General features: G+C 33.2%; 17 protein-coding genes and 1 other RNA gene. 12 read left to right on the forward strand and 6 right to left on the reverse strand.

Annotated elements, in window-relative coordinates; all coding sequences use genetic code 11:
• Positions 1 to 4 precede the first annotated feature (4 nt).
• The 3 genes from P3875_RS05795 to P3875_RS05805 all read left to right on the forward strand — a co-directional run bounded on the left by P3875_RS05795 (position 5) and on the right by P3875_RS05805 (position 2751).
• On the forward strand, positions 5 to 853 hold the full coding sequence (locus P3875_RS05795; RefSeq protein ID WP_303445334.1) for a DUF2911 domain-containing protein: 849 nt from the start codon (positions 5 to 7) through the stop codon (positions 851 to 853).
• A gap of 110 nt (positions 854 to 963) precedes the next feature.
• A complete protein-coding gene (purB, locus tag P3875_RS05800) occupies positions 964 to 2310 on the forward strand; it encodes an adenylosuccinate lyase (protein WP_303445335.1) in 1347 nt (448 codons plus the stop codon).
• Positions 2311 to 2316: 6 nt separating this feature from the next.
• Positions 2317 to 2751: a hypothetical protein gene (locus P3875_RS05805; protein WP_303445336.1), complete on the forward strand. Its 435-nt coding sequence runs from the start codon at positions 2317 to 2319 to the stop codon at positions 2749 to 2751.
• A gap of 48 nt (positions 2752 to 2799) precedes the next feature.
• Here the strand turns inward: P3875_RS05805 and P3875_RS05810 are convergent, their stop codons facing one another.
• Positions 2800 to 3234, reverse strand: coding sequence for an acyl-CoA thioesterase (locus P3875_RS05810; RefSeq protein WP_303445337.1), 435 nt, complete (start codon positions 3232 to 3234; stop codon positions 2800 to 2802).
• 108 nt (positions 3235 to 3342) lie between these two features.
• Here P3875_RS05810 and P3875_RS05815 point away from each other — a divergent pair, with 108 nt between their 5' ends.
• Positions 3343 to 3858, forward strand: coding sequence for a hypothetical protein (locus P3875_RS05815; RefSeq protein ID WP_303445338.1), 516 nt, complete (start codon positions 3343 to 3345; stop codon positions 3856 to 3858).
• Positions 3859 to 3958: 100 nt separating this feature from the next.
• On the forward strand, positions 3959 to 6148 hold the full coding sequence (locus P3875_RS05820) for a glutamine synthetase III family protein (RefSeq protein WP_303445339.1): 2190 nt from the start codon (positions 3959 to 3961) through the stop codon (positions 6146 to 6148).
• 84 nt (positions 6149 to 6232) lie between these two features.
• Here P3875_RS05820 and P3875_RS05825 read toward each other — a convergent pair whose 3' ends face one another.
• The 4 genes from P3875_RS05825 to lipA all read right to left on the reverse strand — a co-directional run bounded on the left by P3875_RS05825 (position 6233) and on the right by lipA (position 9338).
• Positions 6233 to 6655 (reverse strand): hypothetical protein, encoded by a 423-nt coding sequence (locus tag P3875_RS05825; protein ID WP_303445340.1) that lies wholly within the window; start codon positions 6653 to 6655, stop codon positions 6233 to 6235.
• Positions 6656 to 6793: 138 nt separating this feature from the next.
• A complete protein-coding gene (locus P3875_RS05830) occupies positions 6794 to 7375 on the reverse strand; it encodes a PhnA domain-containing protein (RefSeq protein ID WP_303445341.1) in 582 nt (193 codons plus the stop codon).
• A gap of 31 nt (positions 7376 to 7406) precedes the next feature.
• On the reverse strand, positions 7407 to 8414 hold the full coding sequence (gene gap / locus P3875_RS05835) for a type I glyceraldehyde-3-phosphate dehydrogenase (RefSeq protein ID WP_303445342.1): 1008 nt from the start codon (positions 8412 to 8414) through the stop codon (positions 7407 to 7409).
• Between the two features lie 51 nt (positions 8415 to 8465).
• Entirely contained in the window at positions 8466 to 9338 is an 873-nt protein-coding gene (gene lipA / locus P3875_RS05840; RefSeq protein WP_303445343.1) for a lipoyl synthase, read from the reverse strand.
• Positions 9339 to 9549: 211 nt separating this feature from the next.
• Here lipA and P3875_RS05845 point away from each other — a divergent pair, with 211 nt between their 5' ends.
• From P3875_RS05845 to P3875_RS05875, 7 genes are all read left to right on the forward strand, one after another.
• Positions 9550 to 10320, forward strand: coding sequence for a hypothetical protein (locus P3875_RS05845; protein WP_303445344.1), 771 nt, complete (start codon positions 9550 to 9552; stop codon positions 10318 to 10320).
• Positions 10321 to 10483: 163 nt separating this feature from the next.
• A complete protein-coding gene (locus P3875_RS05850) occupies positions 10484 to 12115 on the forward strand; it encodes an ABC-F family ATP-binding cassette domain-containing protein (protein WP_303445345.1) in 1632 nt (543 codons plus the stop codon).
• Between the two features lie 188 nt (positions 12116 to 12303).
• On the forward strand, positions 12304 to 14157 hold the full coding sequence (locus P3875_RS05855; protein ID WP_303445346.1) for a DNA topoisomerase IV subunit B: 1854 nt from the start codon (positions 12304 to 12306) through the stop codon (positions 14155 to 14157).
• 9 nt (positions 14158 to 14166) lie between these two features.
• Positions 14167 to 16821: a DNA gyrase/topoisomerase IV subunit A gene (locus P3875_RS05860; RefSeq protein ID WP_303445347.1), complete on the forward strand. Its 2655-nt coding sequence runs from the start codon at positions 14167 to 14169 to the stop codon at positions 16819 to 16821.
• A gap of 27 nt (positions 16822 to 16848) precedes the next feature.
• On the forward strand, positions 16849 to 17493 hold the full coding sequence (locus tag P3875_RS05865; RefSeq protein WP_303445348.1) for a response regulator transcription factor: 645 nt from the start codon (positions 16849 to 16851) through the stop codon (positions 17491 to 17493).
• Between the two features lie 283 nt (positions 17494 to 17776).
• Positions 17777 to 18178, forward strand: a transfer-messenger RNA (tmRNA) gene (ssrA, locus tag P3875_RS05870).
• A gap of 771 nt (positions 18179 to 18949) precedes the next feature.
• Positions 18950 to 23962 (forward strand): choice-of-anchor L domain-containing protein, encoded by a 5013-nt coding sequence (locus tag P3875_RS05875; RefSeq protein ID WP_303445349.1) that lies wholly within the window; start codon positions 18950 to 18952, stop codon positions 23960 to 23962.
• A 56-nt stretch (positions 23963 to 24018) separates the two neighbouring features.
• Here P3875_RS05875 and carB read toward each other — a convergent pair whose 3' ends face one another.
• Positions 24019 to 26868 (reverse strand): carbamoyl-phosphate synthase large subunit, encoded by a 2850-nt coding sequence (gene carB / locus P3875_RS05880; RefSeq protein ID WP_303445350.1) that lies wholly within the window; start codon positions 26866 to 26868, stop codon positions 24019 to 24021.
• Positions 26869 to 26897 lie beyond the last annotated feature (29 nt).

The following is a 26897-nucleotide window of genomic DNA, read 5'->3' on the forward strand; positions in this document are numbered from 1 at the left end:
ACGTATGAAAAAGTTAGTATTAGTAGCAGCAATGTTTGTAGCCATACAAGCAAATGCACAAATTAAAACACCACAAGCAAGCTTAAAAGCCGAAGTAGAACAAGTGGTTGGTTTAACCGATTTTGACATTAACTATTTTCGTCCGGCTAAAAAAGGACGTTTGGTTTTTGGCGATTTAGTGCCTTATGGTAAAGTATGGCGTACGGGCGCAAACCAAAACACAACTATTGAATTTAATACGCAAGTTGAAATTAATGGTATGGCGGTTCAACCTGGTAAGTATGCGTTATACACAATTCCTAAAGCTGAAATGTGGGATGTTGTGTTATACAAAACTACCGATAACTGGGGCTTACCTAAAACTTGGAACGATAGCGACGTGGTTTTAAAAACTTCGGTTAAACCTTATGCTTTACCACACGATGTAGAGTATTTAACTATTAACGTATCGCCAAAAAATAACGAACAAGGTACCATTGATTTATCTTGGGAAAAAACCTTAATTCAAATTCCGTTTACTGTTCCTACGCACAAAATTGCAATGGAAAGCATCAACACAAATTTAAACGATGCTGCTAAAGCTAACGATTATTATGCGGCAGGTGTGTATTTATTTAACACAAATACCGATATTAAAAAAGCGTTAGAATACGTAAATAAATCAATTACAATGCAAAATGGCGAAGCACCTTTTTATATGTTGCGTCAAAAATCATTAATTCAGGCTGCAAATGGCGATAAAAAAGGAGCTGTTGAAACCGCTAAAAAATCATTAGAACTTTCTGAAAAAGCAGGTAACGAAGATTACATTAAAATGAATCGAAACTCAATTTTAGAATGGAGTAAATCATAAAGTAAAAGAGAAGCAGAAATGCTTCTCTTTTTGTTTAATTCAATTCAAAATAAGTTTTTTTAAACTATAAAACCTCTGTATATTTGTAGCTTTAAAAATTGGGAATATTTATGTTAACAGAATTAAATGCAATTTCGCCAATCGATGGTCGTTACAGAGCAAAAACAGCTCCTTTAGCAGATTTTTTTTCAGAAGAAGCACTTATAAAATACCGCGTTTTAGTAGAAGTTGAATACTTTATTGCATTGTGCCAATTGCCTTTGCCACAAGTTGCAAACGTTTCTAAAGACTTATTTGCTGAATTACGCAAAATTTATAATGATTTTTCTACCGAAGATGCACTTTGGATCAAAAATACAGAAAAAACGACCAACCACGATGTAAAAGCGGTTGAGTATTTTATAAAACATAAATTTGATCAATTAGGCTTACAAGATTATAAAGAGTTTATTCACTTTGGATTAACTTCTCAAGATATTAATAACACTGCAATACCTTTATCTACCAAACATGCATTTGAAAAAGTGTATATGCCTACATTTATTCAATTAATCAACAAATTAAAAGAATTAAGTGTTGAATGGAAAGATATTCCTATGTTGGCACGCACGCACGGGCAACCGGCATCGCCAACGCGTTTAGGTAAAGAAATTTTGGTTTTTGTGGTGCGCTTAGAAGAACAATTACGTTTGTTAAACAACATTCCTTTTGCAGCAAAATTTGGCGGTGCAACTGGTAATTTTAATGCGCATAAAGTGGCGTATCCAACAAATGATTGGCAAGCTTTTGGTGAAAATTTTGTTGAAAACGTGTTGGGCTTAAAACATTCGTTTCCAACTACACAAATAGAACATTACGACCATTTTGCAGCTTTTTGCGATGCTTTAAAACGTATTAATAACATTATTATAGATTTAGATCGTGATGTTTGGACTTACGTTTCAATGGAGTATTTTAAGCAAAAAATTAAAGCAGGCGAAGTAGGTTCATCGGCTATGCCACACAAAGTTAACCCAATTGATTTTGAAAATTCTGAAGGAAATTTAGGTATTGCTAACGCTATTTTTGAACATTTAGCTGCCAAATTACCTATTTCACGTTTACAACGCGATTTAACCGATAGTACTGTATTACGTAATATTGGCGTTCCTTTTGGGCATACTATTATTGCTTTTGAAGCTACTTTAAAAGGCTTAAACAAATTGCTTTTAAACGAAGCTAAATTTATTGAAGATCTTGAAAACAACTGGGCTGTTGTTGCCGAAGCTATTCAAACTATTTTGCGAAGAGAAGCGTATCCTAACCCATACGAAGCTTTAAAAGATTTAACACGTACGAACGATGTAATCAACCAAAAATCAATTCATGCATTTATTGATACATTAAATGTTTCTTCGCAAGTTAAAGACGAATTAAAACAAATAACTCCACAAAACTATTTAGGAGTTTTAATATAAAAATTTATGAAAAAAATTATTGTTGCATTATTTTTAGGGCTTTCATTTGTTGCATGCGATAACAACGATGATGAAGTAAATAAGTTAGAAGGAAAATGGTTTCCTGAAGCAGTTGTAGTTAATGGCGAAAGTATAGCTTATGTAGGCAATACTAGTTGTGGTAACGATTATTTGCAGTTAAATGCTTTTAATACGTTTGAAATTGCCGATTTTTATGAAGATGATACCACTGCAAAAAATTCACCAGTAGCACCTTGTCCGGTTACTAAATTTTACGGATCGTACAATGTATTAAACAACGAATTAAAACTGTATGGTTCTAGCTTTTTTCAAGGTGGAACTATTGTAGAAAATTCAGCATCGCGTTTACAATTAAAAAGAATGATTGATGTAGACGGTAATGGAAGTTTAGATGAAGTTATTGAAGTTTACAGAAAATAAATTTTAAAATACATACCCCAAAAAGTAATTATTTTTTGGGGTATTTTATTATTCTTCAACAAAATTTTCGTTTTTAGGAATTTTGTTAATCAATGCAGCAACAATTTCGGGCAACGCTGTTAATTTTCTGGTTTCTAAATTAAACCAAGCACCATCTACATTTACAGTTGCACATTTAGTACCATTAGCTTTATAAACAAAATGTGTAATAGAAAAACGGTTGTTTTGTCTGTTGTGTTTAGTCATTTCAACAGCAATAAACACTTCTTCGTCCATTTTTACCTCTTTATGAAAAATAGTTTCTTCTCTAAAAAGTATAGGAGCAACACCATACGCAGCACATTCGTTTACCGATAAACCTAATTCAACCATTAAATTGTTACGTGCTTGTGTGCACAAATCACTGTAAGCAGAATGTCTTAAATGTCGGTTGGCATCTATCATGCTCCATAAAACCTGGCCTTTAAAAAAAATGTGTTCCATATAAATTAAAAAATTTACTCAAAAATACAAATTTGTTACTTGTTAATTCATTTTTGGCACGATTAATGAATTTAAGTTTATACAAACAAAAATTAAAAAACATACATCATGAAAAAGATTACCCTACTTTTAGCCGCTTTTATAGGATTAGCAACTTTACAAAGTTGTACCATAGAAGAATATTACGACGATAGTTATGCAAACAATTCACAAGTTTTTGAATTGCCAAATGAAACTTTAAGTACCATAGAAGATGATTATACCTATTCTGCAACTTGGAATTTTACCACACCTATATATGATAGTGATAATGTTTTAGTTTACAGATGGCAAGGAAATTCTTGGACGTTAGTTCCAGTTACTTATAGTCTTGGTGGTAGCGATGTTGTTAAATACGATTACGATTTTACAAGATATGATGTTAAAGTATATTTTTCGGCAAATTTTCCTTTAAGCCAATTATCAAGTGCAGAGTATAACGAATTTGTATACCGCCAAACATTTAGAGTGGTAATTGTACCAGGAGGTTTTGCTCAAAAAATGAATTATAGTGATTACAATGCGACAATTTCGGCATTAGGATTAGAAAATGCACCAATAAAAACCTTGAATTTAAAGAAATAATACAAATGTTTGTGATGCACCCCCTAAATTTTAGGGGGTGTTTTATTTTTGTATGTATTTTTTTGTATTTTTGCATGGTATAACTACACAATAAAAAAATATGGCAACTTTTCGTTTTGAAGCTTTAAAAGCAGCAAGTAACCGTCCAGCTGTAGCAGTAGCTGAAATAGGTAAAAAATCAGAAATTTTTGGTAGCAATGTGTTTAATGATAAAGCTATGCGTCAGCATTTAACGCCTGAAGCATACAAAGCGGTTCGTTCAGCAATGGATTTTGGTGTGAAAATCGACCGTAAAATGGCCGATTATATTGCCTTAGGTATGAAAGAATGGGCAATGACCAAAGGTGTAACACATTATACACACTGGTTTCAGCCTTTAACGGGTACAACTGCAGAAAAACACGATGCTTTTTTTGAAACTTCTTTCGATGGGTCAGATCCAGTAGAAAAATTTGGAGGTTCGCAATTAGTTCAACAAGAACCAGATGCGTCTTCTTTTCCTAACGGAGGTATTAGAAATACTTTTGAAGCACGTGGTTATACCGCTTGGGATCCAACATCGCCGGCATTTATTTTTGGTACAACTTTATGTATTCCAACCGTATTTGTATCGTACACAGGTGAAGCGTTAGATAACAAAGCACCTTTATTAAGAGCTTTATCTGCAATTGACGAAGCTGCAACAGAAGTTGCAAAATTCTTTGACAAAAACGTAAAAAAAGTAACACCAACTTTAGGTTGGGAACAAGAATATTTTTTAATTGATGACGCATTAGCTGCTTCACGCCCAGATATTTTACAAACTGGTAGAACATTATTAGGACACGTTTCAGCTAAAGGTCAGCAATTAGAAGACCATTATTTTGGATCGATACCAACTAGAGTTTTAAACTACATGCGCGATTTAGAAAACGAATGTATGTTGTTAGGAATTCCAGTAAAAACACGTCATAACGAAGTTGCACCTAACCAATTTGAGTTAGCCCCAATTTTTGAAGAAACCAACTTAGCGGTAGATCACAATTCATTATTAATGGATGTTATGCAAAAAGTTGCAGAACGTCACCATTTTAAAGTGTTGTTTCACGAAAAACCATTTAAAGGGGTAAACGGTTCAGGTAAACACAACAACTGGTCGTTAGCTACAGATACAGGTGTAAATTTATTAGCGCCAGGTAAAACACCAAACAGTAACTTGCAGTTTTTAACGTTTTTTATAAACACTATTAAAGCAGTTGCTATTTATGAAGAGTTGTTACGTGCATCTATTGCATCGGCATCAAACGACCATCGTTTGGGTGCAAACGAAGCGCCACCTGCAATTATTTCAATCTTTATTGGCCAACAATTAACTAAAGTTTTAGAAGATTTAGAAGGTGTTTCAACTGGTAAATTATCACCAGAAGAAAAAACCGATTTAAAATTAAACGTTGTTGGAAAAATTCCAGATGTATTGTTAGATAATACCGATCGTAACCGTACATCACCGTTTGCTTTTACAGGTAATAAATTTGAATTCCGTGCAGTTGGTTCAACAGCAAACTGTGCTACTTCAATGACAACTTTAAACACTATTGTTGCTAAACAGTTAAATGATTTTAGAAAAGAAGTTGAAACATTAGTTGAAAAAGATGGCTTGAAAAAAGACGAAGCTATTTTTAATGTTTTACGCGAATATATTAAGCAAACAAAACATATTTTGTTTGAAGGCGATGGGTACAGCAAAGAATGGGAAGAAGAAGCGGCACGCCGTGGGTTATCTAACCATAAAACAACACCTGCAGCATTAAAAGCAAAAGTTTCTAAAAAAGCATTAGATGTTTTTGCTGAATTAAACGTAATGAACCACACAGAAGTTGAAGCGCGTTACGAAATTGAATTAGAAGAATACATTAAAAAAGTTCAAATTGAAGGTCGTGTTTTAGGTGATATTGTGCGCAACCACATTATACCAACTACTTTTAAATACCAAAATTTATTAATTGAAAATATTAAGGGTTTAAAAGAAATTTTTGGTGCTGAATACGAAGAATTTGCTACAGAACAAATTATTATTTTAAAGAAAATTTCGATGCACATAAACGAATTAAACGCAAAGTTACACGCTATGATGGATGCGCGTAAAGATGCAAATGCGTTAGCATCGTTAGAGGAAATGGCACATGCGTATTGCGATAACGTTAAACCTTACTTTGATGAAATTCGTTACCATGCAGATAAATTAGAGTTAATGGTTGATAACGAATTGTGGACATTAACAAAATACCGCGAATTGTTATTTACTAGATAATTTACTATTTATAATATTTAAAAACCTCCGATTTGTATTTTCAAATCGGAGGTTTTCGTTTTTATTGGAAGTATTTAAAGTGAATTATCTATTAAAGTTAAATACAAAAGTATTGCCGCCACCTGCGTAAGCCCGACGCTCCCATAAATGGTATTGATCACGCGTTAAAATTCTACGCATATCGCCACGTAAACGGTATTCGTAATCTCTTGGGCCGTAATCGTTAGAGATTAAAAAATTTAGCGAAACTTGTAATTGCGAACGTTGTGCACGGTTTAAACGTAAAAATTCGTAACGGTTCATTTCACGGGCAACATAATAATGGCAATCGCGGTGGTTATCGTATTTTCTACGTTCGGCGTAATGCTTTTGGTGTTTATAGTGTTTTTTGTAATGTCCATTGTGTCGTCCATTATCATGGTCGTTATGATGTCTATTGTGGTGTTTGTGTTGCGCACTTGCAATTGTTGTAACTGCTAGTAGTGCTAGGGTGATTAACGTTTTCATGGCAAATTTTTGTTTTAATAGTTTGAATAAATTGTTTTGTTATTTATTTAAAACCAAATGTTGTGCCAAAAAATGTTAAACATAAAAAAAGATGCTATTTTAACAAAAGCATCTTAAAAAATTTAATTATTAATGGTTTTACATTTGTTTTTTTACATATTTTGTAAGAATAACAATTTGTTGGCCATCGATTTTTCCCTCAATTTGTTCTGTATTATCGTGTACCAAACGAATATTTCGTACAGCAGTACCAATTTTAGCATTTAAAGTAGATCCTTTTACATCTAAATCTTTAATAAGCGTAACAGTATCGCCTCCAACTAAAATATTACCGTTGCAATCTTTGTGTAAATCAATACTTCCATCGCCTTCATGATCACCTGTTTGTTTCGCCCATGCTAAAGTTTCGTCGTCTAAATACATCATATCTAGCAAATCGGCAGCCCAACTTTCGTTTCTAAAACGATTTAGCATACGCCAGCTTACCACTTGTACAGGTAAATTTTCGTTCCACATAGCAGTTGATAAACATTGCCAATGATTCGCGTTTAATTCTTCCTTTTTTTCAATTTGATTTAAGCAGGTTTCACATGCTAAAATTTCACGATTTGGTAAGTTGCTTGCAGTTGGGGGTACATCATATATTGATAATTGTTGGGTTGCTGCACACAATTCACATTCGTTATTGCTTCGTTGTTTTAATTGCTCTAATGTTTTCATGGAGTATATCTATTATTTTGTGGCAAATATATTAATTCTGTTTGTTTTTTGTAAGAAATTGAATTAAATCAATCAATCGGGCAGAATATCCAATTTCGTTATCGTACCAACCTACTATTTTAACCATTCTTCCTAAAACAGTAGTTAACTGCGCATCAAATAAACAAGAATGGGTGTTTTCTAAAACATCAACAGAAACAATTGGGTCTTCAGTATATTCAATTATTCCTTTCAATTGATTTTCAGAAGCATATTTAAACGCTAAATTTATTTCTTCTATCGATACGTCTCTATTTACATAACAAGTAATATCGGTTAACGAACCATCGGGAACAGGAACACGTATACCGCCTCCGCCAATTTTTCCGTCAAATTCAGGAAAAATTTTTGTCAATGCTTTAGCAGCGCCTGTTGTTGTAGGTATGATTGATTGTGCTGCAGCACGTGCTCTACGTAAATCTTTATGGGGTTGATCGTGTAAACTTTGATCGGTAGTGTAAGAATGCACCGTTGTAATAAATGCCTTTTCTAAACCACACAACTCATTAATTACTTTAAGCATTGGCGCTGCATTGTTGGTAGTACAACTGGCATTTGATACAATTAATTCTGTTCCATTTAAAATATGTTCGTTTACACCTAAAACAACGGTTTTAATTTCGTTATCGTCTGGTGGAACCGAAAGAACTACACGTTTTGCTCCGTTTTTTATATGAAGTTGCAATAAGTCTGCGGTTTTGTGTTTTCCGGTTGCTTCAATTACAAAATCAAGATTATAGGGTTTCCAATTTAAATTGGAAAGCTCTTTTTCATGCAGAAAATCAATTTTTGATTCATTTATAATTAATTGATTTTCGTTGTGCGAAACCTTTGCAGCCAATTTACCATGAACACTATCGTATTTTAACAAATGTGCCATGGTAGCGATATCGGCTAAATCGTTAATAGCAACCACTTCAATTTGCGGATGATTCATTAGTAAACGAAAAAGGTTTCGCCCAATGCGCCCAAATCCGTTTATAGCAATTTTTATTTTCATAATTTTAATAGAAAATAAGTAGGTCGTTCCTTTACGAACGACCTTTAAATTTTACAAAATATGTTTTTGTGCTTTGTATGATGAGCGAACTAAAGCGCCACTTTCAACATGACGGAAACCAAGTTTTAAACCTATTTCTTCGTATTTTTTAAACTGATCTGGCGTAATAAACTCTTTTACAGGTAAATGTTTTTTACTTGGCTGTAAATATTGACCGATAGTTAAAACATCTAAACCAACATTTCGCAAATCGTGCATAGTTTGGATTACTTCTTCTTCAGTTTCGCCCAAGCCTAACATAATTCCAGATTTGGTTCGTTTAGCTCCGTTTGCTTTTAAATAACGTAAAACTTCTAGACTTCTGTCGTATTTTGCTTGAATACGCACTTCACGAGTTAAACGGCGAACGGTTTCCATGTTATGTGAAATAACTTCTGGCGCTACTTCTAAAATACGGTCTATGTTTCTTTCAATTCCTTGAAAATCTGGTATTAAAGTTTCCATAGTAGTTCCTGGACTCATTCTGCGAACCGCTTTAACCGTTTCGGCCCAAATAATAGAACCGCCGTCTTTTAAATCATCGCGATCTACCGATGTAATTACGGCATGTTTAATATTCATTAATTTAATAGAGCGTGCTACTTTTTCGGGTTCGTCCCAATCTACCGTTTCTGGTCGGCCTGTTTTAACACCGCAAAAACCACATGAACGGGTACAAATGTTTCCTAAAATCATAAAGGTAGCGGTACCTTCGCCCCAACATTCGCCCATATTTGGGCAACTGCCCGATGTACAAATAGTGTGTAGTTTGTATTTATCAACTAAACCACGTAATTCTGTATATTTTTTGCCGGTTGGTAATTTAACGCGTAACCATTTTGGTTTACCAGTAGCCGGTTTGTTTGTATCTAAAACCGATTCCATATAAGTTAATCAAAAATAAGTAACAAAGTTAATGAAAATTGATGGTTAATAATTGTAAAAAGTATGATTTATGAAACACCATGTTTTTTTTAACTACATTTTTGGAGTTTAGGTTAATGAATTGCAAAATTCAAAAGTTTGGATTTGTTAATTAATAATAGTTTTTTTGTTGTAAATATTTAATTTATCAAAATTTTTAAACTTTTAATCAATGAAAAAACTTTTACTTGTTGCTTTAATAGCAAGTAGTTTTATGAGTCTGCAAAGTTGTGGTGGAGAGGATAGTGTTGCGCCAAACGGTACTAACGGAGGTGGAAACAACGGAGGCGGTGGTAATACTACTACAGCTATTTTACCTACAAGAATAACAAGGGACTACAAAAGATATGAAACCTTTAAGTATGATGATAAAAATAGAATCATTCTGCACAGTAAAAAATTAGATAATTATTATTGGGAAGATATCACATTTAATTATTCTAACGACACACTTTTAGGAATGAAAAGTATAGGCGATTGGCCAGTTAAGGACACAATATTTTATACATTTAAATACTCTACCAATGAAGTCCGGTATGATTATACAACTTCTAAAGGTAATTTAAAAGGATATGCCATATTGAAAATAGATAATAATGGTATATTACTTGAAGATCTTCTTGATAACGGAACAAAAAGAGAATATTTTTACGACAGCAACAATAATCTTATAAAAATAAAGGTAGGGAATTGGGAAGGAAATTATAGTTATTACGCTAATACTAATGGCATATTTAAAAATGTAAATATGCCACAATGGGCTTTTTATTCTGTTATTTATACAAGACCACAAAATTCACTTTTTAATAATATGTCTAAGTCAGTAAATAATTCAAGCACTCAAAATACTTTTAATTATAACTATAAATATAATAAAGACGGTTATCCTGTGATAATGTATGGAGATGGGCAAGATGATCTTGACATAGAATACACTAAATAAAATTATAACCCAAACATCCGATTCATTACTTTTTTTAATAGAATTACATTCAGTCCAAAAATATTCAACACGATTCATTAATACAATAATTCCAAAAGCTAACTAACCGTTAGCTTTTTTTTATCACATCTTATTTTATCTTTGCACAACTTATTTTAAAGAAATGATTACAGTAAACGATATAGCCGTAAATTTTGGCGCAACCACCTTATTTAGTGGTGTAAGTTTTGCAATTAACGAAAACGATAAAATTGCATTAATGGGTAAAAACGGTGCAGGAAAATCTACTTTATTAAAAATTGTAGCAGGCATCAATAAACCGTCGTTAGGGAATGTTGCAGCACCTAAAGATGCCGTAATTGCCTATTTACCGCAACATTTATTAACGCAAGACGACAGCACCGTGCGCGAAGAAGCTGCAAAAGCGTTTAAGGAAATCTTTTCGATGAAAAACGAAATCGATGAGTTAAACGAACAACTTACCGTGCGCACCGATTACGAAAGTGATGCTTATATGAAACTAATTGAACGCGTTTCGGAATTAAGCGAAAAATTTTATTCTATTGAAGAAGTAAATTACGAAGCCGAAGTTGAAAAAGTTTTAAAAGGAATGGGCTTTTCGCAAGAAGATTTAGACCGCCCAACTTCTGAATTTTCAGGTGGATGGCGTATGCGTATTGAGTTGGCTAAAATTTTATTGCGCAAACCTGATTTAATTTTACTAGATGAGCCAACCAACCACTTGGATATTGAATCGATTCAATGGTTAGAGGATTTCTTGGTAAATTCGGCTAAGGCTGTTATGGTAATTTCGCACGACCGTGCTTTTGTTGATAATATTACCAACCGCACTATAGAAGTAACTATGGGTAGAATTTACGATTACAAAGCAAAATATACCGATTACTTAGTTTTGCGTCAAGACCGTAGAATTCACCAACAAAAAGCATACGAAGAACAACAAAAGTTTATTGCCGAAAACAAAGCGTTTATTGAACGATTTAGAGGAACTTTTTCTAAAACCGAACAAGTTCAATCGCGCGTGCGTATGTTAGAAAAATTGGTTTTGGTTGAAGTTGATGAAGTAGATACTTCGGCATTGCGATTAAAATTTCCACCAGCAGCACGTTCAGGGCAATATCCAATTATCGTAAAAGAATTGACTAAAAAGTACGACGAACACGTGGTTTTTAACGATGCCAATATGGTTATAGAGCGCGGGCAGAAAGTAGCTTTAGTAGGTAAAAACGGCGAAGGTAAGTCTACCTTGATTAAAGCAATTATGAACGAAATTGATTTTCAGGGAACTGTAGAAATTGGTCACAATGCTAAAATTGGGTATTTTGCTCAAAATCAGGCATCGTTACTTGATGAAAACCTTACCATTTTTGAAACCATTGACCGTATTGCCGAAGGTGATATTCGTACCCAAATTAAAAATATTTTAGGTGCTTTTATGTTCTCTGGCGAAGATATCGATAAAAAAGTAAAAGTACTTTCTGGTGGTGAAAAAACTCGTTTAGCAATGATTAAATTGCTTTTAGAGCCTTACAATGTGTTGATTTTAGATGAGCCAACCAACCATTTAGATATGAAAACCAAAGATATTATAAAAGAAGCTTTGAATGAGTTTGAAGGGACTGTAATATTAGTATCGCACGATAGAGATTTTCTTGATGGTTTGGCCGAAAAAGTTTTTGAATTTGGCAATAAACGTGTTAAAGAACATTTTGAAGACATTAAAGGTTTTTTAGCAATGAAAAAAATGGAATCGCTAAAAGAAATAGAAAAATAAACGTTACAATCCTATCAATATTTGGTAGGATTTTTTTTGTTTTTAATAATCCTTCGAGTTTATTATTTAAAAAAAGTTTCAATTTCAATTAATAAACATAAAATTCTGTAAAATAATTAAGTAATGAAAATATATCACTTTTAATTCTGCATAAAAATCTTTATTTTTACACAAATTCACTACAATTTATGCAACAAGAATCTCAGTATACTGAAGATAACATCCGATCGTTAGATTGGAAAGAACATATACGCACGCGCCCCGGAATGTACATTGGTAAACTTGGCGATGGCTCATCACCAGACGATGGTATTTACATTTTAATTAAAGAGGTGTTAGATAACTGTATTGATGAGTTTGTAATGGGTGCTGGTAAAACCATTGAGGTTACTATTAAAGATCGCACCGTATCGGTACGCGATTACGGTAGGGGTATACCGTTGGGTAAAGTGGTTGAGGTAGTTTCTAAAATGAATACTGGTGGTAAGTACGATTCTAAGGCCTTTAAAAAATCGGTAGGTTTAAATGGGGTAGGTACCAAGGCAGTTAATGCATTGTCATCATATTTTCGTGTAGAATCGGTTCGTGATAACCAACAAAAAGCAGCCGAATTTAGTGCGGGAAACTTAGTTTTAGAAGAAGATTTAGTTGAAACTACAAAACGTAAAGGTACCAAAGTAACTTTTACTGCCGATGATACCATTTTTAAAAACTATAAGTTTCGCAACGATTATATTGTGCGCATGCTTAAAAATTATTGCTACCTAAACAAAGGATTAACAATAATTTATAACGGTGAAAAATTTGTTTCAGAAAACGGGTTAAAAGATTTGTTACAAGAAACCATTTCTGAAGACGATATGATTTACCCAATTATTCATTTAACAGGTAATGATATTGAAATTGCTTTAACACATAGTAAAACGCAATATTCAGAAGAATACTATTCGTTTGTAAACGGACAAAATACCACGCAAGGTGGTACGCATTTGGCAGCTTTTAAAGAAGCTATTGTACGTACATTAAAAGAGTTTTACAACAAAAACTTTGAAGCTTCAGACATACGTAAATCTATTGTTTCGGCTATATCGGTAAAAGTTGAAGAACCTGTTTTTGAATCGCAAACTAAAACAAAATTAGGTTCAACAGACATGGGACCTAATTTGCCTACCGTGCGAACTTTTATTAATGATTTTATTAAAACAAATCTAGATAATTTTTTACATAAAAATCCTGAATTAGCTGATGCCTTGTTGCGAAAGATTTTACAAGCCGAACGCGAACGTAAAGAGCTTTCGGGTATTCGTAAATTAGCAAAAGATCGCGCTAAAAAAGCATCGCTTCACAATAAAAAATTACGCGATTGTAGGGTGCATTTAACCGACGCTAAAAATCCGCGAAGTTTAGAAAGTACTTTGTTTATAACCGAGGGTAATTCGGCATCGGGTTCTATAACAAAATCGCGCGATGTAAACACACAAGCCGTTTTTAGTTTACGTGGTAAACCTTTGAATACCTACGGAATGTCTAAAAAAATTGTGTACGAAAACGAAGAGTTTAATTTATTACAAGCTGCTTTAAATATTGAAGACGATTACGAAAATTTACGTTACAACAACATTGTTTTAGCAACCGATGCCGATGTTGACGGAATGCACATACGCTTGTTAATGATTACGTTTTTCTTGCAATTTTTTCCCGAATTAATTAAAGAAGGCCATTTGTATATATTGCAAACTCCACTTTTTCGTGTACGAAATAAAAAGAAAACTATTTATTGCTATTCCGACCAAGAACGTATAAATGCCATTGAAGAACTTAAACCCAAACCAGAAATTACCCGATTTAAAGGTTTAGGTGAGATATCGCCCGATGAATTTAAAAATTTTATTGGCGAAGATATAAGGTTAGAACCCGTAATGCTTGATAAAACATCATCAATAGAAAAATTATTAGAGTTTTATATGGGTAAAAATACTCCCGATAGACAAGAATTTATCATTGATAATTTAAAGGTTGAATTAGATAAAATAGAAGCTTAGCTTTTTTATATGACTGAAGAAGAATTAAACAACTTAAATGAAAATTCAGAAAACAATCAACACGAACCTGAATTAGAACATAATAGTTTACAAAATACCGAAACAGAAACCATTAAAAAGGTTTCTGGTATGTACCAAGAATGGTTTTTAGACTATGCTTCGTACGTAATTTTAGAACGCGCAGTACCCGCAATTGAAGATGGTTTTAAACCCGTTCAGCGACGTATTATGCATTCAATGAAAGAATTAGACGATGGGCGTTACAACAAAGTTGCTAATATAGTAGGTCATACCATGCAATACCATCCGCATGGTGATGCAAGTATTGGCGACGCTATGGTACAAATTGGTCAAAAAGATTTATTAATTGATACCCAAGGTAACTGGGGAAATATTTTAACGGGCGATGAGGCTGCTGCTTCGCGTTATATTGAAGCGCGTTTAAGCAAATTTGCTTTAGATGTTTTGTATTCGCCAAAAATTACGCCGTGGCAATTATCATACGATGGTCGTAGAAACGAACCTATAAACTTACCTGTAAAATTTCCGTTGCTTTTAGCGCAAGGTGGCGAGGGTATTGCTGTAGGTTTATCAACTAAAATTCTACCACATAATTTTATTGAATTAATTGATGCTTCAATAAAAATTTTAAAAGGAAAATCGTTTGTTATATACCCCGATTTTCCAACAGCAGGTATTGCCGATATTTCAAACTACAACGACGGTGCTCGTGGTGGTCGTGTACGCCTACGTGCACGAATTTCGCAACACGATAAATCAACCTTAATAATTAAAGAAATTCCTTTTTCTACTACTACTACTACATTAATAGATAGCATTTTAAAAGCCAACGAAAAAGGTAAAATTAAAATTAAAAAAGTTGAAGACAATACGTCTTCCGATGTTGAAATTGTAATTCATTTACCACCTGGAGTTTCGCCCGATAAAACCATCGATGCCTTGTATGCTTTTACTAGTTGCGAAGTATCTATTGCTCCGCTAGGTTGCGTTATTCAAAACAATCGACCATTATTTACAGGGGTTTCCGATATGTTAAAACAATCAACTAATAGAACTGTTGATTTGCTAAAGCAAGAGTTAATAATTGAATTAGGTGAACTTGAAGAACAATGGCACTTTTTATCGCTTGAACGTATTTTTATTGAAAACAGAATTTACCGTTTAATTGAAGAAGAAGAAACTTGGGAAGGTGTTATTACTGCAATTGATAAAGGTTTAGTGCCTTTTACTAAAAATTTAAAAAGAGCTGTTACTACTGAGGATATTGTAAGATTAACCGAAATTAGAATTAAACGCATTTCTAAATTTGATTTAGATAAAGCACAAGAAAAATTAGATGCTTTAGAAGGCGATATTGAAAAAGTTAAACACAATATTGAATTTATTATTGAATTTACCATTGCCTTTTTTAACAATTTAAAAGAAAAATACGGTAAAGGCCGTGAACGCAAAACCGAATTACGCAGTTTTGATAATATTGAAGCTACTAAAGTAGTGCTGCGCAACCAAAAATTATATGTAAATAAGGAAGAAGGCTTTATAGGAACCACCTTACGAAAAGATGAATATGTAGGCGATTGTTCGGATATTGACGATGTAATTGTGTTTTTAAGAGATGGAAGCATGATTGTTTCTAAAATTGAAGAAAAAAAATTCGTAGGAAAAGACATCATTCACGTTGCTGTATTTAATAAAAACGATAAACGCACCATTTACAATATGATTTATCGCGATGGCAAAGCAGGTGCATCCTATATAAAACGCTTTAACGTTTCAGGAATTACGCGTGATAAAGTGTACAATTTAACGCAAGAAAAACCTGGTTCACAAGTACTTTATTTCTCTAGTAACCCTAATGGCGAAGCCGAAGTTGTTACTATTTTACTAAGACAATTATCAAATGTAAAAAAATTAAAATTCGATTTTGATTTTGCCGAATTACTAATTAAAGGTCGCAGCTCTAAAGGAAACATTGTTACAAAATATCCAATTAAAAAAATTGAGCTCAAAGAAAAAGGTATTTCAACCTTACGCCCAAGAAAAATTTGGTTTGACGATGCTGTAAGTCGTTTAAATGTAGATGGCAGAGGCGAATTATTAGGTGAATTTAAGCCCGAAGATCGTATTTTAATTATTACCCAAAGTGGTAAAGTAAAAACCATTGTACCTGAATTAAGCACCCATTTTAGCGACGATGTTATTGTGTTAGAAAAATGGAAACCAACAAAACCAATTTCTGCCATTTATTTTGATCCAGAAAAAGAAAGGTATTTTGCAAAGCGCTTTTTGGTAGAATCGGTAAATAAAGAAGAAATTTTTATATCAGAACATCCTTATGCACGTCTAGAAATTGTTTCTACAGATTATCGTCCAATGGTCGAGGTTTTATTTGCAAAAATTAAAGGGATAGAAAAAGAACCATTACTTATAAATTTTGAAGAATTTATTGCTGTAAAAGGCATTAAAGCACAAGGTAACCAAGTTACAACCGATAAAGTGAAGTTGATGAATTTGTTACAGCCATTACCATTTGAAGAAATTCAGGATGAGGAACCAATAGAAAAACCAGAGTTTAATGATACGGTTGACGAAAGCACGTTAACTATTGAAGAAGACGGTCAAATTGGCTTTAATTTAGATTAATAACAAACCAAAACAACTAAACAAATAATGAATTTTGTAATAATAGACGATCATCCATTTATTTTAGAAGGTTACGGAAGTGTAATTAAACAAAATTATCCCAATAGTCAAATAGAAAAATTGTCAAATTGCCAAGATGTGTACCAATATTTTGCAAACAATCCAAATGCAAAAAGAACAGACATTGTTTTGGTAGATTTTAACATACCAAGTTATGAATCGCAACAATTAAAAAACGGTATTGATGTTTCTAATTTTATTCGCAATATAATTCCATATTGCAAAGTAATTTTGTTAACAGCTCACACAGAAAAAATTTATATTTTAGACATTATAAAAAATGCTAAACCCGATGGTTTTGTTACAAAAGGTGAATTAACACCAGAATATTTGGTAGAATTAATAAAAACAGTTCTAAATCAAGATAAATTTTACAGCGATTTTATTCAAAAAATTTTAAATGATTCTTTAAACGATAAATCTTTAATTGACGATTACAACCGTCAAATTTTATACTTGCTTTCAAAAGGATATAAAATTGTAGAATTAGATAAAATTATACCTATATCATACAGCGCTATTCAGAAGCGAATTGCAAAAATGAAACAAGTTATGAACGTACAAGACGACAAAGGTTTGGTAAAAGCAGCCATTGAAAATGGGTATTTGTAGAATACGATACTACAACAATTGAGTGTTTTGCTCATATTATGTTAACATTTAAACCATAAGTTGCAGGCAAACAATTAGCACCCTACATTTGTATAACATTTGAGCAAGATATTAAAAATTATTGGGCAAATAATTAGGGAATATTAAGGTTTTCGCGTTTTAATAAGGTTAGATTAGGTTTAGAACGTATATGTTGTTTTGTTGATTACTTAAGGTTCAAATGAAAAAAATATCCTGCTTGTTTAGCAGGATTTTTTTTTATATTTTTGTAACACTTTTCAAGGGGGCCGATCGGTTTTGACAGCAGGTGGAATTGAGAAGTAAGCACGTCGAGCGCTCATATACAGCTCGTTAATCTCATGAATGAACTTTTTTTTACACGGCGAAGAAAACTACGCTTTAGCTGCTTAATTCTGAATTATAGTAAGATCAAGCCTTGTCCTATTAGATAGGAAAGCTGAATTCCTTAAAAAAGCCTTGATTTATGGCGTTTTGTATTAAGGAACCGTAAAAATAAATCTAGGATAAATAGCATCTCGGAAGTTATCCGAAATTTTAAGAGGTTAAGTGTATGGTGGCTGTTTTTGGCAAAGCTATACAACGAAAATTTAAACAAAAACTAAACGTGTAGAAAGCTTTTTGATTGCTTGTTTGGACCAGGGTTCGATTCCCTGCGGCTCCACTGAAACAAAACATAACGCATTGATTTTTATATCTATGCGTTTTTTATTGACAAATAATGAGCACAAAATGAACTCCCCTGCTGCGCAAAGTTTGAACCCCGCTGCGCAAAGTTTGTAACTTTGAACAATAAAAAGATAAAACAAATGAATTTTGGAAATATAATAATTATGATGAGTAAGTGGGCTCAAAGTCGGGAGACTTTGCGCAGCGGGGTGAATTTTGGAAATATAATAATTTATGGGTAATGTATCAGATTTGTTGGTTTAAATACAAAACACTGAAAATCAATTGTAAATAAAATAGAGATTAGAAAAAAACGAAAAATAAAAGATAGTAAGCTATCAAAACAATAAAAATAATAGAAAACCAATAGCCTAAAAAGGCAAAATACCGTATAGTTGTATCAAAAATGTGGGTATGATAATAGAGCTAGAAAATTACAGACAAGAAAAATTTAAACAATGTTCACATAAAGGAACAAAACACGGCAAAAATGCCAATGGTTAGACTGCACAATAAAATTTAGACAGATTAAAAATTAATTATAAAAATGAGTTCGAAATTGTATCGGACTCATTTTATTTAAGTTCGATTTTATTCTTTTTATTAAACACTAAATAAATTTAATACAAAAGAAATATTCAATATATCGTGTTAATTTTTAAGTGCTTTTAATAAGTTGATATAAAATATATTACATTTGACGCTGTTTATATTTTTTTAAATCATTTTATAAAATATAAAAAGTTAAAAACAATAATTTGTTGTAACTATGAAACTAAATAAAGTATTTTTCATAAATAAATTCAGTCAAAAATCGACAGAAAACACTGGTGTCAATTTTCTTTTAAAATTTGTTACTATTACAATTTTACTATTTTCTACAAGTAATTTTGCACAAAATTTTCCTATACGAAATTCTATTACAACTAATCCCCCAATAGTTCCAACAGCAATAGGTAGTTTTATCGAGGTTAACAATAGCGCAAGTCCACAATCGGCTTATACTATTTCGCAATTAATTAACAACGTTTTAATTTCGGGTGGGGGTAATTGTACAAGTGCAAATGCAACAAATGTTGTTGTTTCGCCCAATTTACAAGCAACAAATACAAATCGTTCGTGGGGATACTTTCATAAAGCGGCATCAAATTTCCCTTTTCAATCGGGTATTGTATTAAGTACGGGTTTTGCACGTAAAGCAGGTAATAATTTTATAAACCCAACACTTTCTGATAATTTACCAACGGGTGGTGATGCCGATTTGGCTAGTGTTTTAAATGTTTCATCTTCATTATTATATAATGCAACCTATATCGAGTTTGATTTTGTTCCCATTACCAATCAAATTACATTTAATTATTTGTTAGCTTCGGAAGAGTATGGAGATGGTTTTGAATGTAGCTTTACCGATGCTTTTGCTTTATTGTTAAAAAAAGTAGGCGATCCTACCTATACCAATTTGGCTGTTTTGCCTAACAACGGCGGTGTAGTAAGTACATCAAACATTCACCCCGCAATAAACGGGGCTCAAGGTAGTTGTGGTGCTGTAAATCAACAATATTTTGGTGGTTATAATACCAGTAATTCCGATACTAATTTTCAAGGCAGAACCGTACCTTTAACGGCTACAGCAACTGTTATTCCTGGCGAAACCTATCATTTTAAAATGGTAATTGCCGATTTTCAAGATGAGAAATATGATACTGCCGTTTTTTTAGATGCAGGATCGTTTGATATTGGTGTAAAAATTACAGATACTTCAGGAGCTGTTCTAGGTTCGAATATGAAAGTATGTGATGTAGGACAAACTATAAAAGCGAGTGTTTTAGCTACAAACGCTACATATAAATGGTTATTAAACGGTACTCAAATTCCAGGGGCTACAAGTAGTTCGTACACCGTTACACAACCAGGCGTATATACGGTTGAGGTTACCGTACCTTCAAGTACATGTGTAAGTACAGCAAGTATAACTGTTACAAGTGGTTCGGTACCACCTGTAGATATTACCGATTTAAACGGAAATGTATTACCTGCATCAATTTTGTCATGTAATACTGTAAATACGGCTTTAAAAGCAACTACAACTGCTGTAAATCCTACGTACCAATGGTATTTAAACAATACTATAATTGCAGGTGCTACTTTAGATACATATGTAGCTACACAAACGGGTACCTATTCTGTAAAAGTAAGTTCTGCTAATTATGATTGTTCTGTTACAAAATCAATTGATTTTACTTTTACCGATTTAATCATTAACACACCTGTTGATATACAAGCTTGTTCACCAACAAGTTCTACAACATTTAATTTAACACAAACGCAAGGCCAAATTACTGCAAATACAAATGCTACGTTTACCTATTACGAATTGTTAAGTGATGCACAAGCTGCAAATACAAACGTTATTGCAAACCCAACTGCATTTGTATCAATTCCTAAAACTGTTTATGCATTGGTACAATGGAGTGGTTGTTCTAAAATTGCATCTATAAATTTACAAACTGTTTTATCGCCAACAATTACATCACAACCTACTAATAAAATAGTTTGTGTTGGTAATTCAGTTATTATAACAGCAACAGCAATTAATGATGCTGGTTTACAATGGCAAGTAAATGCAGGAAGTGGTTTTACCGATTTGGTAAACAATTCAACATATAGTGGTGTTACAACAAATGCGTTAACTATAAATAATGTTGCGTTGGCTATGAATGGTTATACTTATAAATTAATTGTAAAAAGTACTTGTTCTCAAAGTTTAGAATCAACAGTAGCAACAATTACAATTCCGCAAGTTAAGGGAACACTAACAAAAACAAATGTGTTTTGTTTTGGCGATTCTAACGGAACTGCAACTGTTGTTGGGTATGGTGGAACAGCTCCTTATACTTATTTATGGAGTACAAACGCAACTACAGCAACAGCTACAGGGTTACAAGCAGGTACTTATACAGTGAAAATTACCGATGCAAATGGATGTTTTGGAACAGAATCGGTTGTAATTACTCAACCAGCAGCTTTAACAAATACGTCTGTTCTTAAAAATGTAAGCTGTAAAAATGGAAACGATGGTTCAATAGAAATAAAACCCGCAGGAGGTACATTACCTTATTCATATACTTGGTCGCACACAACTTTAGATGCTGCTAAAGTAGAAGGTTTGGTTGCAGGTACTTACAACGTAATTATAAAAGATGCAAATAATTGTATTAAAACAGAACAAATTACTATAACAGAACCTACAAGTTTAAACGCGACTTTAACGGTAAAAAATGTGACTTGTTTTAACACTGCAAACGGCGAAATAACAGCAAATGTTTCTGGCGGAACAGCACCTTATACATTTAATTGGAGCAACGGAAAAACGTCTCAAAACAATACCGATCTTATACCAGGTGATTATACCGTTATTATTATTGATGCAAAAGGATGTTCAATTACCAAAACGGCTACTATAACACAACCACAAGTTTTACAATTAACATATACACAAACTAAGGCTGGCTGTAATGGTGCACTTGCTAATTCTGTTATTGTAACTCCAACTGGTGGTGTTTTGCCTTACACTTATTTATGGTCAAACGGAGCCACAACAAATATAGTCGACGATTTATTGCCAGGAAACTATACCGTAAAAGTTACCGATGCAAATAATTGTGTGTTAACAGAAAATGTCACTGTAATACCATCAACAAACGTTTCAATAAGTTTTAATAAAAAGGATGTTTCTTGTAATGGCTTGATAAATGGTTTTATAAATACAACTGTAACAGGCGGTAAAGCACCTTATTCATATAGTTGGTCAAATGGTGTAAGCTCTGCATCAATTACTAATTTAGCAGCAGGTACTTTTACGTTAACTGTAACCGATGGTTTTGGGTGTGTTTATACCGAAAGTGTTACAATTAATCAACCACAAGATCTAACGGCTTCGTTTCAGCAAACCAATGTAACATGTTATGGTACAACAACAGGTAGTATTACTGTAAATGTAACAGGTGGTACACCGCCGTATTCATATCAATGGTCAAACGGAAGCAATTCACAAGTAATCGATCAACTTCCTGCTGGTTTGTATACCGTTTTAATTACCGATAGTAAAAATTGTACGCTTACAACTAGTACCTATATTTCACAGCCAAATGATATTGCATTACCAGTAACAACCAACCAGGTTTTTTGTGTTAATCAAAACGCTACAATTGCTAATTTAGCAGCAAGTGGTTCTAATATTCAATGGTATACAACGCCAATAGGTGGTAGTCCACTTAATTCAACACAATTACTTTCAAGTGGTAGTTATTACGCATCGCAAACTGTTAACGGCTGTGAAAGTTATGGCAGGGCAGGAATAAATGTATCAATAAACAGTACGGCAATACCTTCGGGCTTAAACATTCAAGAATTTTGCGAACCTACTATTCCGTACATTTATAATTTACAATTAACAGGGCAAGACATTAAATGGTACGATAGTGCTACAAACGGTACTTTGTTGTCTGCTAACACTTTGTTAGTTAACGGAAAAACATATTACGCATCACAAACAATAAATGGTTGTGAAAGTGTAAATCGCTTTGCCGTTTTAGTTAATATTTACCCAAGTGTTGCAATAAAAACAAGTAGTTTGGTTGTATGCAATACTGCAGCAATTCAAAACATTACTATTGATAATTTTACAAGTGCGCAACTTAAATGGTACAGTAGTTTAACAAGTACACAACCATTGCCTAGTAGTTATTTATTACAAACAGGTACCTATTATGTAAGTACATTAAATCATAATTTATGCGAATCTGTTCGAAAACCAATTCAAATAATTACCACAGCAGGTGTAACCATTCCTACAGTTATTACGCAACAAGTATTTTGTAATGCAGCATTAGTTTCAGATTTAACAGCTGTGGGTATGCCAGGCGCAACTATTAAATGGTATAATTCGGCTCAAAGTGTAACACCTTTAACTGCAAATACACCTTTACTAACAGGAACGTATTATGTTGAACAAGAAATAGCACCTTGTGCATCGCCGCGTGTTGCTGTTGCAGTTAGGGTATATTCATCTACACCGCCAACGATGACCGATTTTGTTTTATGTGATGGTGCAACAGTTGCCGATTTATTTCTACAAGCATCAACTACAACAAAATATGTATGGTATTTAGATAATACTTCAACAACACCATTACCTAATACTTATAGTTTAACAACAGGGTATTATTATGTAGCTATTGATTATACAGGCTGTGTATCTGATAGAAGAAAAGTACATGTAAAAGTTAATACACGACCAAGTTCACCTACGGGTGCTACATCTCAAGTGTTTAATAAGGCTTCAACAGTAGCTAATTTAGTTATGAATCAACCTAATGTAACGTGGTATTTAAGTTATAACGATGCTGTTAATAGAATGAATCCGTTAGATATTACCGATGTTTTAGTTGATGGAACTATTTACTATGGCGTTGTAATTGACGCTAACGGTTGTCCTAGTTACCCAACTGCTGTTAAAGTGACCCTTTTATTAAGTACGAATACTTTTGATACAACCAATTTAAAATATTATCCAAACCCAGTTGTTAATGAATTAGTGATTAATTATTCAGAAAACATAAAACAAGTTGAGGTATATAACATGGCTGGTAAGCAAGTTTTTAAAAACACATATGATGATTCCACAATTAAAATTGATTTTTCTCATTTTAGTTCGGGCACATACATTGTTAAATTAGCAACCGAAAATCAATCACAAACAATTAAGATTATTAAAAAGTAAACATAAAAAAATCCGTTTCAATTAAGAAACGGATTTTTTGTATGAATTAATAAGCATTATTTACTTAAGTACATTTTTCTACGTGTGTACAAATCGTAAAAAGCATCGTCTTTTAAATTATCAATAAATAAGATACTTTCACCAGTTGATTTCATTTCTGGTCCTAAAGCTTTATTTACTTTAGGGAATTTGTTAAACGAGAAAACAGGTTGCTTAATTGCGTAACCTTTTAACTGCGGATTAAAAGTAAAATCGGTTACTTTAGCACCTAACATTACTTTTGTAGCGTAATTTACATAAGGTTCGCCGTATGCTTTTGCAATAAAAGGAACGGTACGTGAAGCACGTGGATTTGCTTCAATAATATAAACGGTATCGTCTTTAACAGCAAACTGTATATTAATTAAACCTTTAGTTTTTAAGGCAACTGCAATTTTTTTGGTATGATCTTTTATTTGTTCTAACACAAATTCACCTAAGTTAAACGGAGGTAAAGTTGCGTTTGAATCGCCAGAGTGTACCCCACAAGGTTCAATATGTTCCATAATACCAATTATGTACACATTTTCACCATCGCAAATTGCATCTGCTTCCGCTTCAACAGCACCTGCTAAATAGTGGTCTAACAATAACTTATTGCCAGGAATCGATTTTAATAAATCAATTACGTGTTCTTCTAATTCTTTTTTGTTTATAACGATTTTCATTCCTTGACCACCTAACACATAAGAAGGGCGTACTAATAAAGGAAAATCTAATTCATCGGCTAATTTTGATGCTTCTTCGGCAGTTGTAGCCACACCAAATTTAGGGAAAGGAATATGTAAATCGGTTAATAATTCAGAGAAACGTCCACGATCTTCGGCTAAATCTAAAGCCTCAAAACTTGTTCCAATAATTTTAATACCGTATTTATCTAATTTTTCGGCAAGTTTAAGTGCTGTTTGTCCACCTAACTGCACAATTACACCTTCTGGTTGTTCATGGCGAATAATGTCGTAAATATGTTCCCAATAAACAGGCTCAAAGTATAATTTATCTGCAGTATCAAAATCAGTCGAAACCGTTTCTGGGTTACAGTTAATCATAATAGTTTCATATCCGCATTCTGCAGCGGCTAAAACTCCGTGCACACACGAATAGTCAAATTCAATACCTTGGCCAATACGGTTAGGACCTGAGCCTAATACAACAATTTTCTTTTTATCGGTACGTACCGATTCGTTTGCTGTATACACCGTGCCGTCTGCTTTTTCAATTGCTTCTTCAAAAGTAGAGTAGTAGTAAGGTGTTTGTGCAACAAATTCTGCAGCACAAGTATCTACTAATTTATACACACGATTAATGTTCATTTTCTCGCGTAATGTATAAATTTCACTTTCTAAACAACGTACCATGTGTGCAATTTGTCTGTCTGCAAATCCTTTTTGTTTTGCTTCTAGTAACAAATCCTTAGGTAAAGTTGTTAAGGTGTATTTAGATATTTCTTGTTCTAAAGCATACATTTCTTCGTATTGCTTTAAGAACCACATGTCAATTTTTGTAATTTGTTGAATAGTGCTAAGCGGAATACCTAATGCAATGGCATCGTAAATTACAAAAACACGATCCCAAGAAGCATTTTGTAATTTGTCTAAAATTTGATCGTAATTGGTATACCCTTTACCGTCGGCACCAATTCCGTTGCGTTTAATCTCTAATGATTGAGTTGCTTTTTGTAAGGCTTCTTGGAACGAACGACCAATACCCATTACTTCACCAACCGATTTCATTTGTAAGCCCAAAGTTCTATCTGCACCTTCAAATTTATCAAAGTTCCAGCGCGGTATTTTTACAATTACGTAATCTAAAGTTGGTTCAAATAAAGCCGAAGTTGATTTTGTGATTTGGTTTTGTAATTCGTCTAATGTATAACCTAATGCTAATTTTGTAGCAACTTTAGCAATTGGGTAACCTGTTGCTTTTGATGCTAAAGCCGATGAGCGCGATACACGAGGATTGATTTCAATTGCAACAATATCTTCTTTATCATCAGGCGAAACAGCAAATTGTACGTTACAACCACCGGCAAAATTACCAATAGAACGCATCATTTTTATTGCCATATCGCGCATGCGTTGGAATGTACGGTCTGATAATGTCATGGCTGGTGCAACAGTGATAGAGTCACCTGTGTGTATTCCCATTGCATCCATGTTTTCAATGGTACAAATAATTACAACGTTATCATTTTTATCGCGTAATAATTCTAATTCGTATTCTTTCCAACCAAGTAGTGCTTTATCAATTAAAACTTCGTGAATAGGAGATGATTCTAAACCATGAGTAAGCAAAGCGTCAAAATCTTCTTCTTTATGAACAAAAGCAGCACCAGTACCACCTAAGGTAAACGAAGGACGAATTACTAAAGGAAAGCCAAATTCTTGAGCAATTTCTTTACCTTCTAAGAACGAAGTAGCCGTTTTTGCAGGTGCAAACGGAATGTCAATTTTAGAAAGTAGTTGTTTAAATTGTTCGCGATCTTCGGTAACATTAATGGCATTAATATCAACACCAATTAATTTCACGTCAAAATCTTGCCAAATTCCTTTTTCATCGGCCTCTAAACATAAGTTTAAAGCGGTTTGTCCACCCATTGTTGGTAAAACTGCATCAATTTCTGGGTGTTCTTTTAAAATTTCAATGATTGATTTGGTAGTTAGTGGTTTTAAATACACATGATCGGCCATTGATGGGTCGGTCATGATAGTTGCAGGGTTAGAGTTTATCAAAATTACTTTGATACCTTCTTCGCGTAACGAGCGTGCCGATTGCGAACCTGAATAGTCAAACTCACAAGCCTGACCAATAATAATTGGACCAGAACCAATGATTAAAACTGTTTTAATTGAATGATCTTTAGGCATTTTATATTAGGGTGTTGTTATATTTGTGA

It is taken from the genome of Myroides sp. JBRI-B21084 (assembly GCF_030545015.1).
GTDB lineage: Bacteria > Bacteroidota > Bacteroidia > Flavobacteriales > Flavobacteriaceae > Flavobacterium.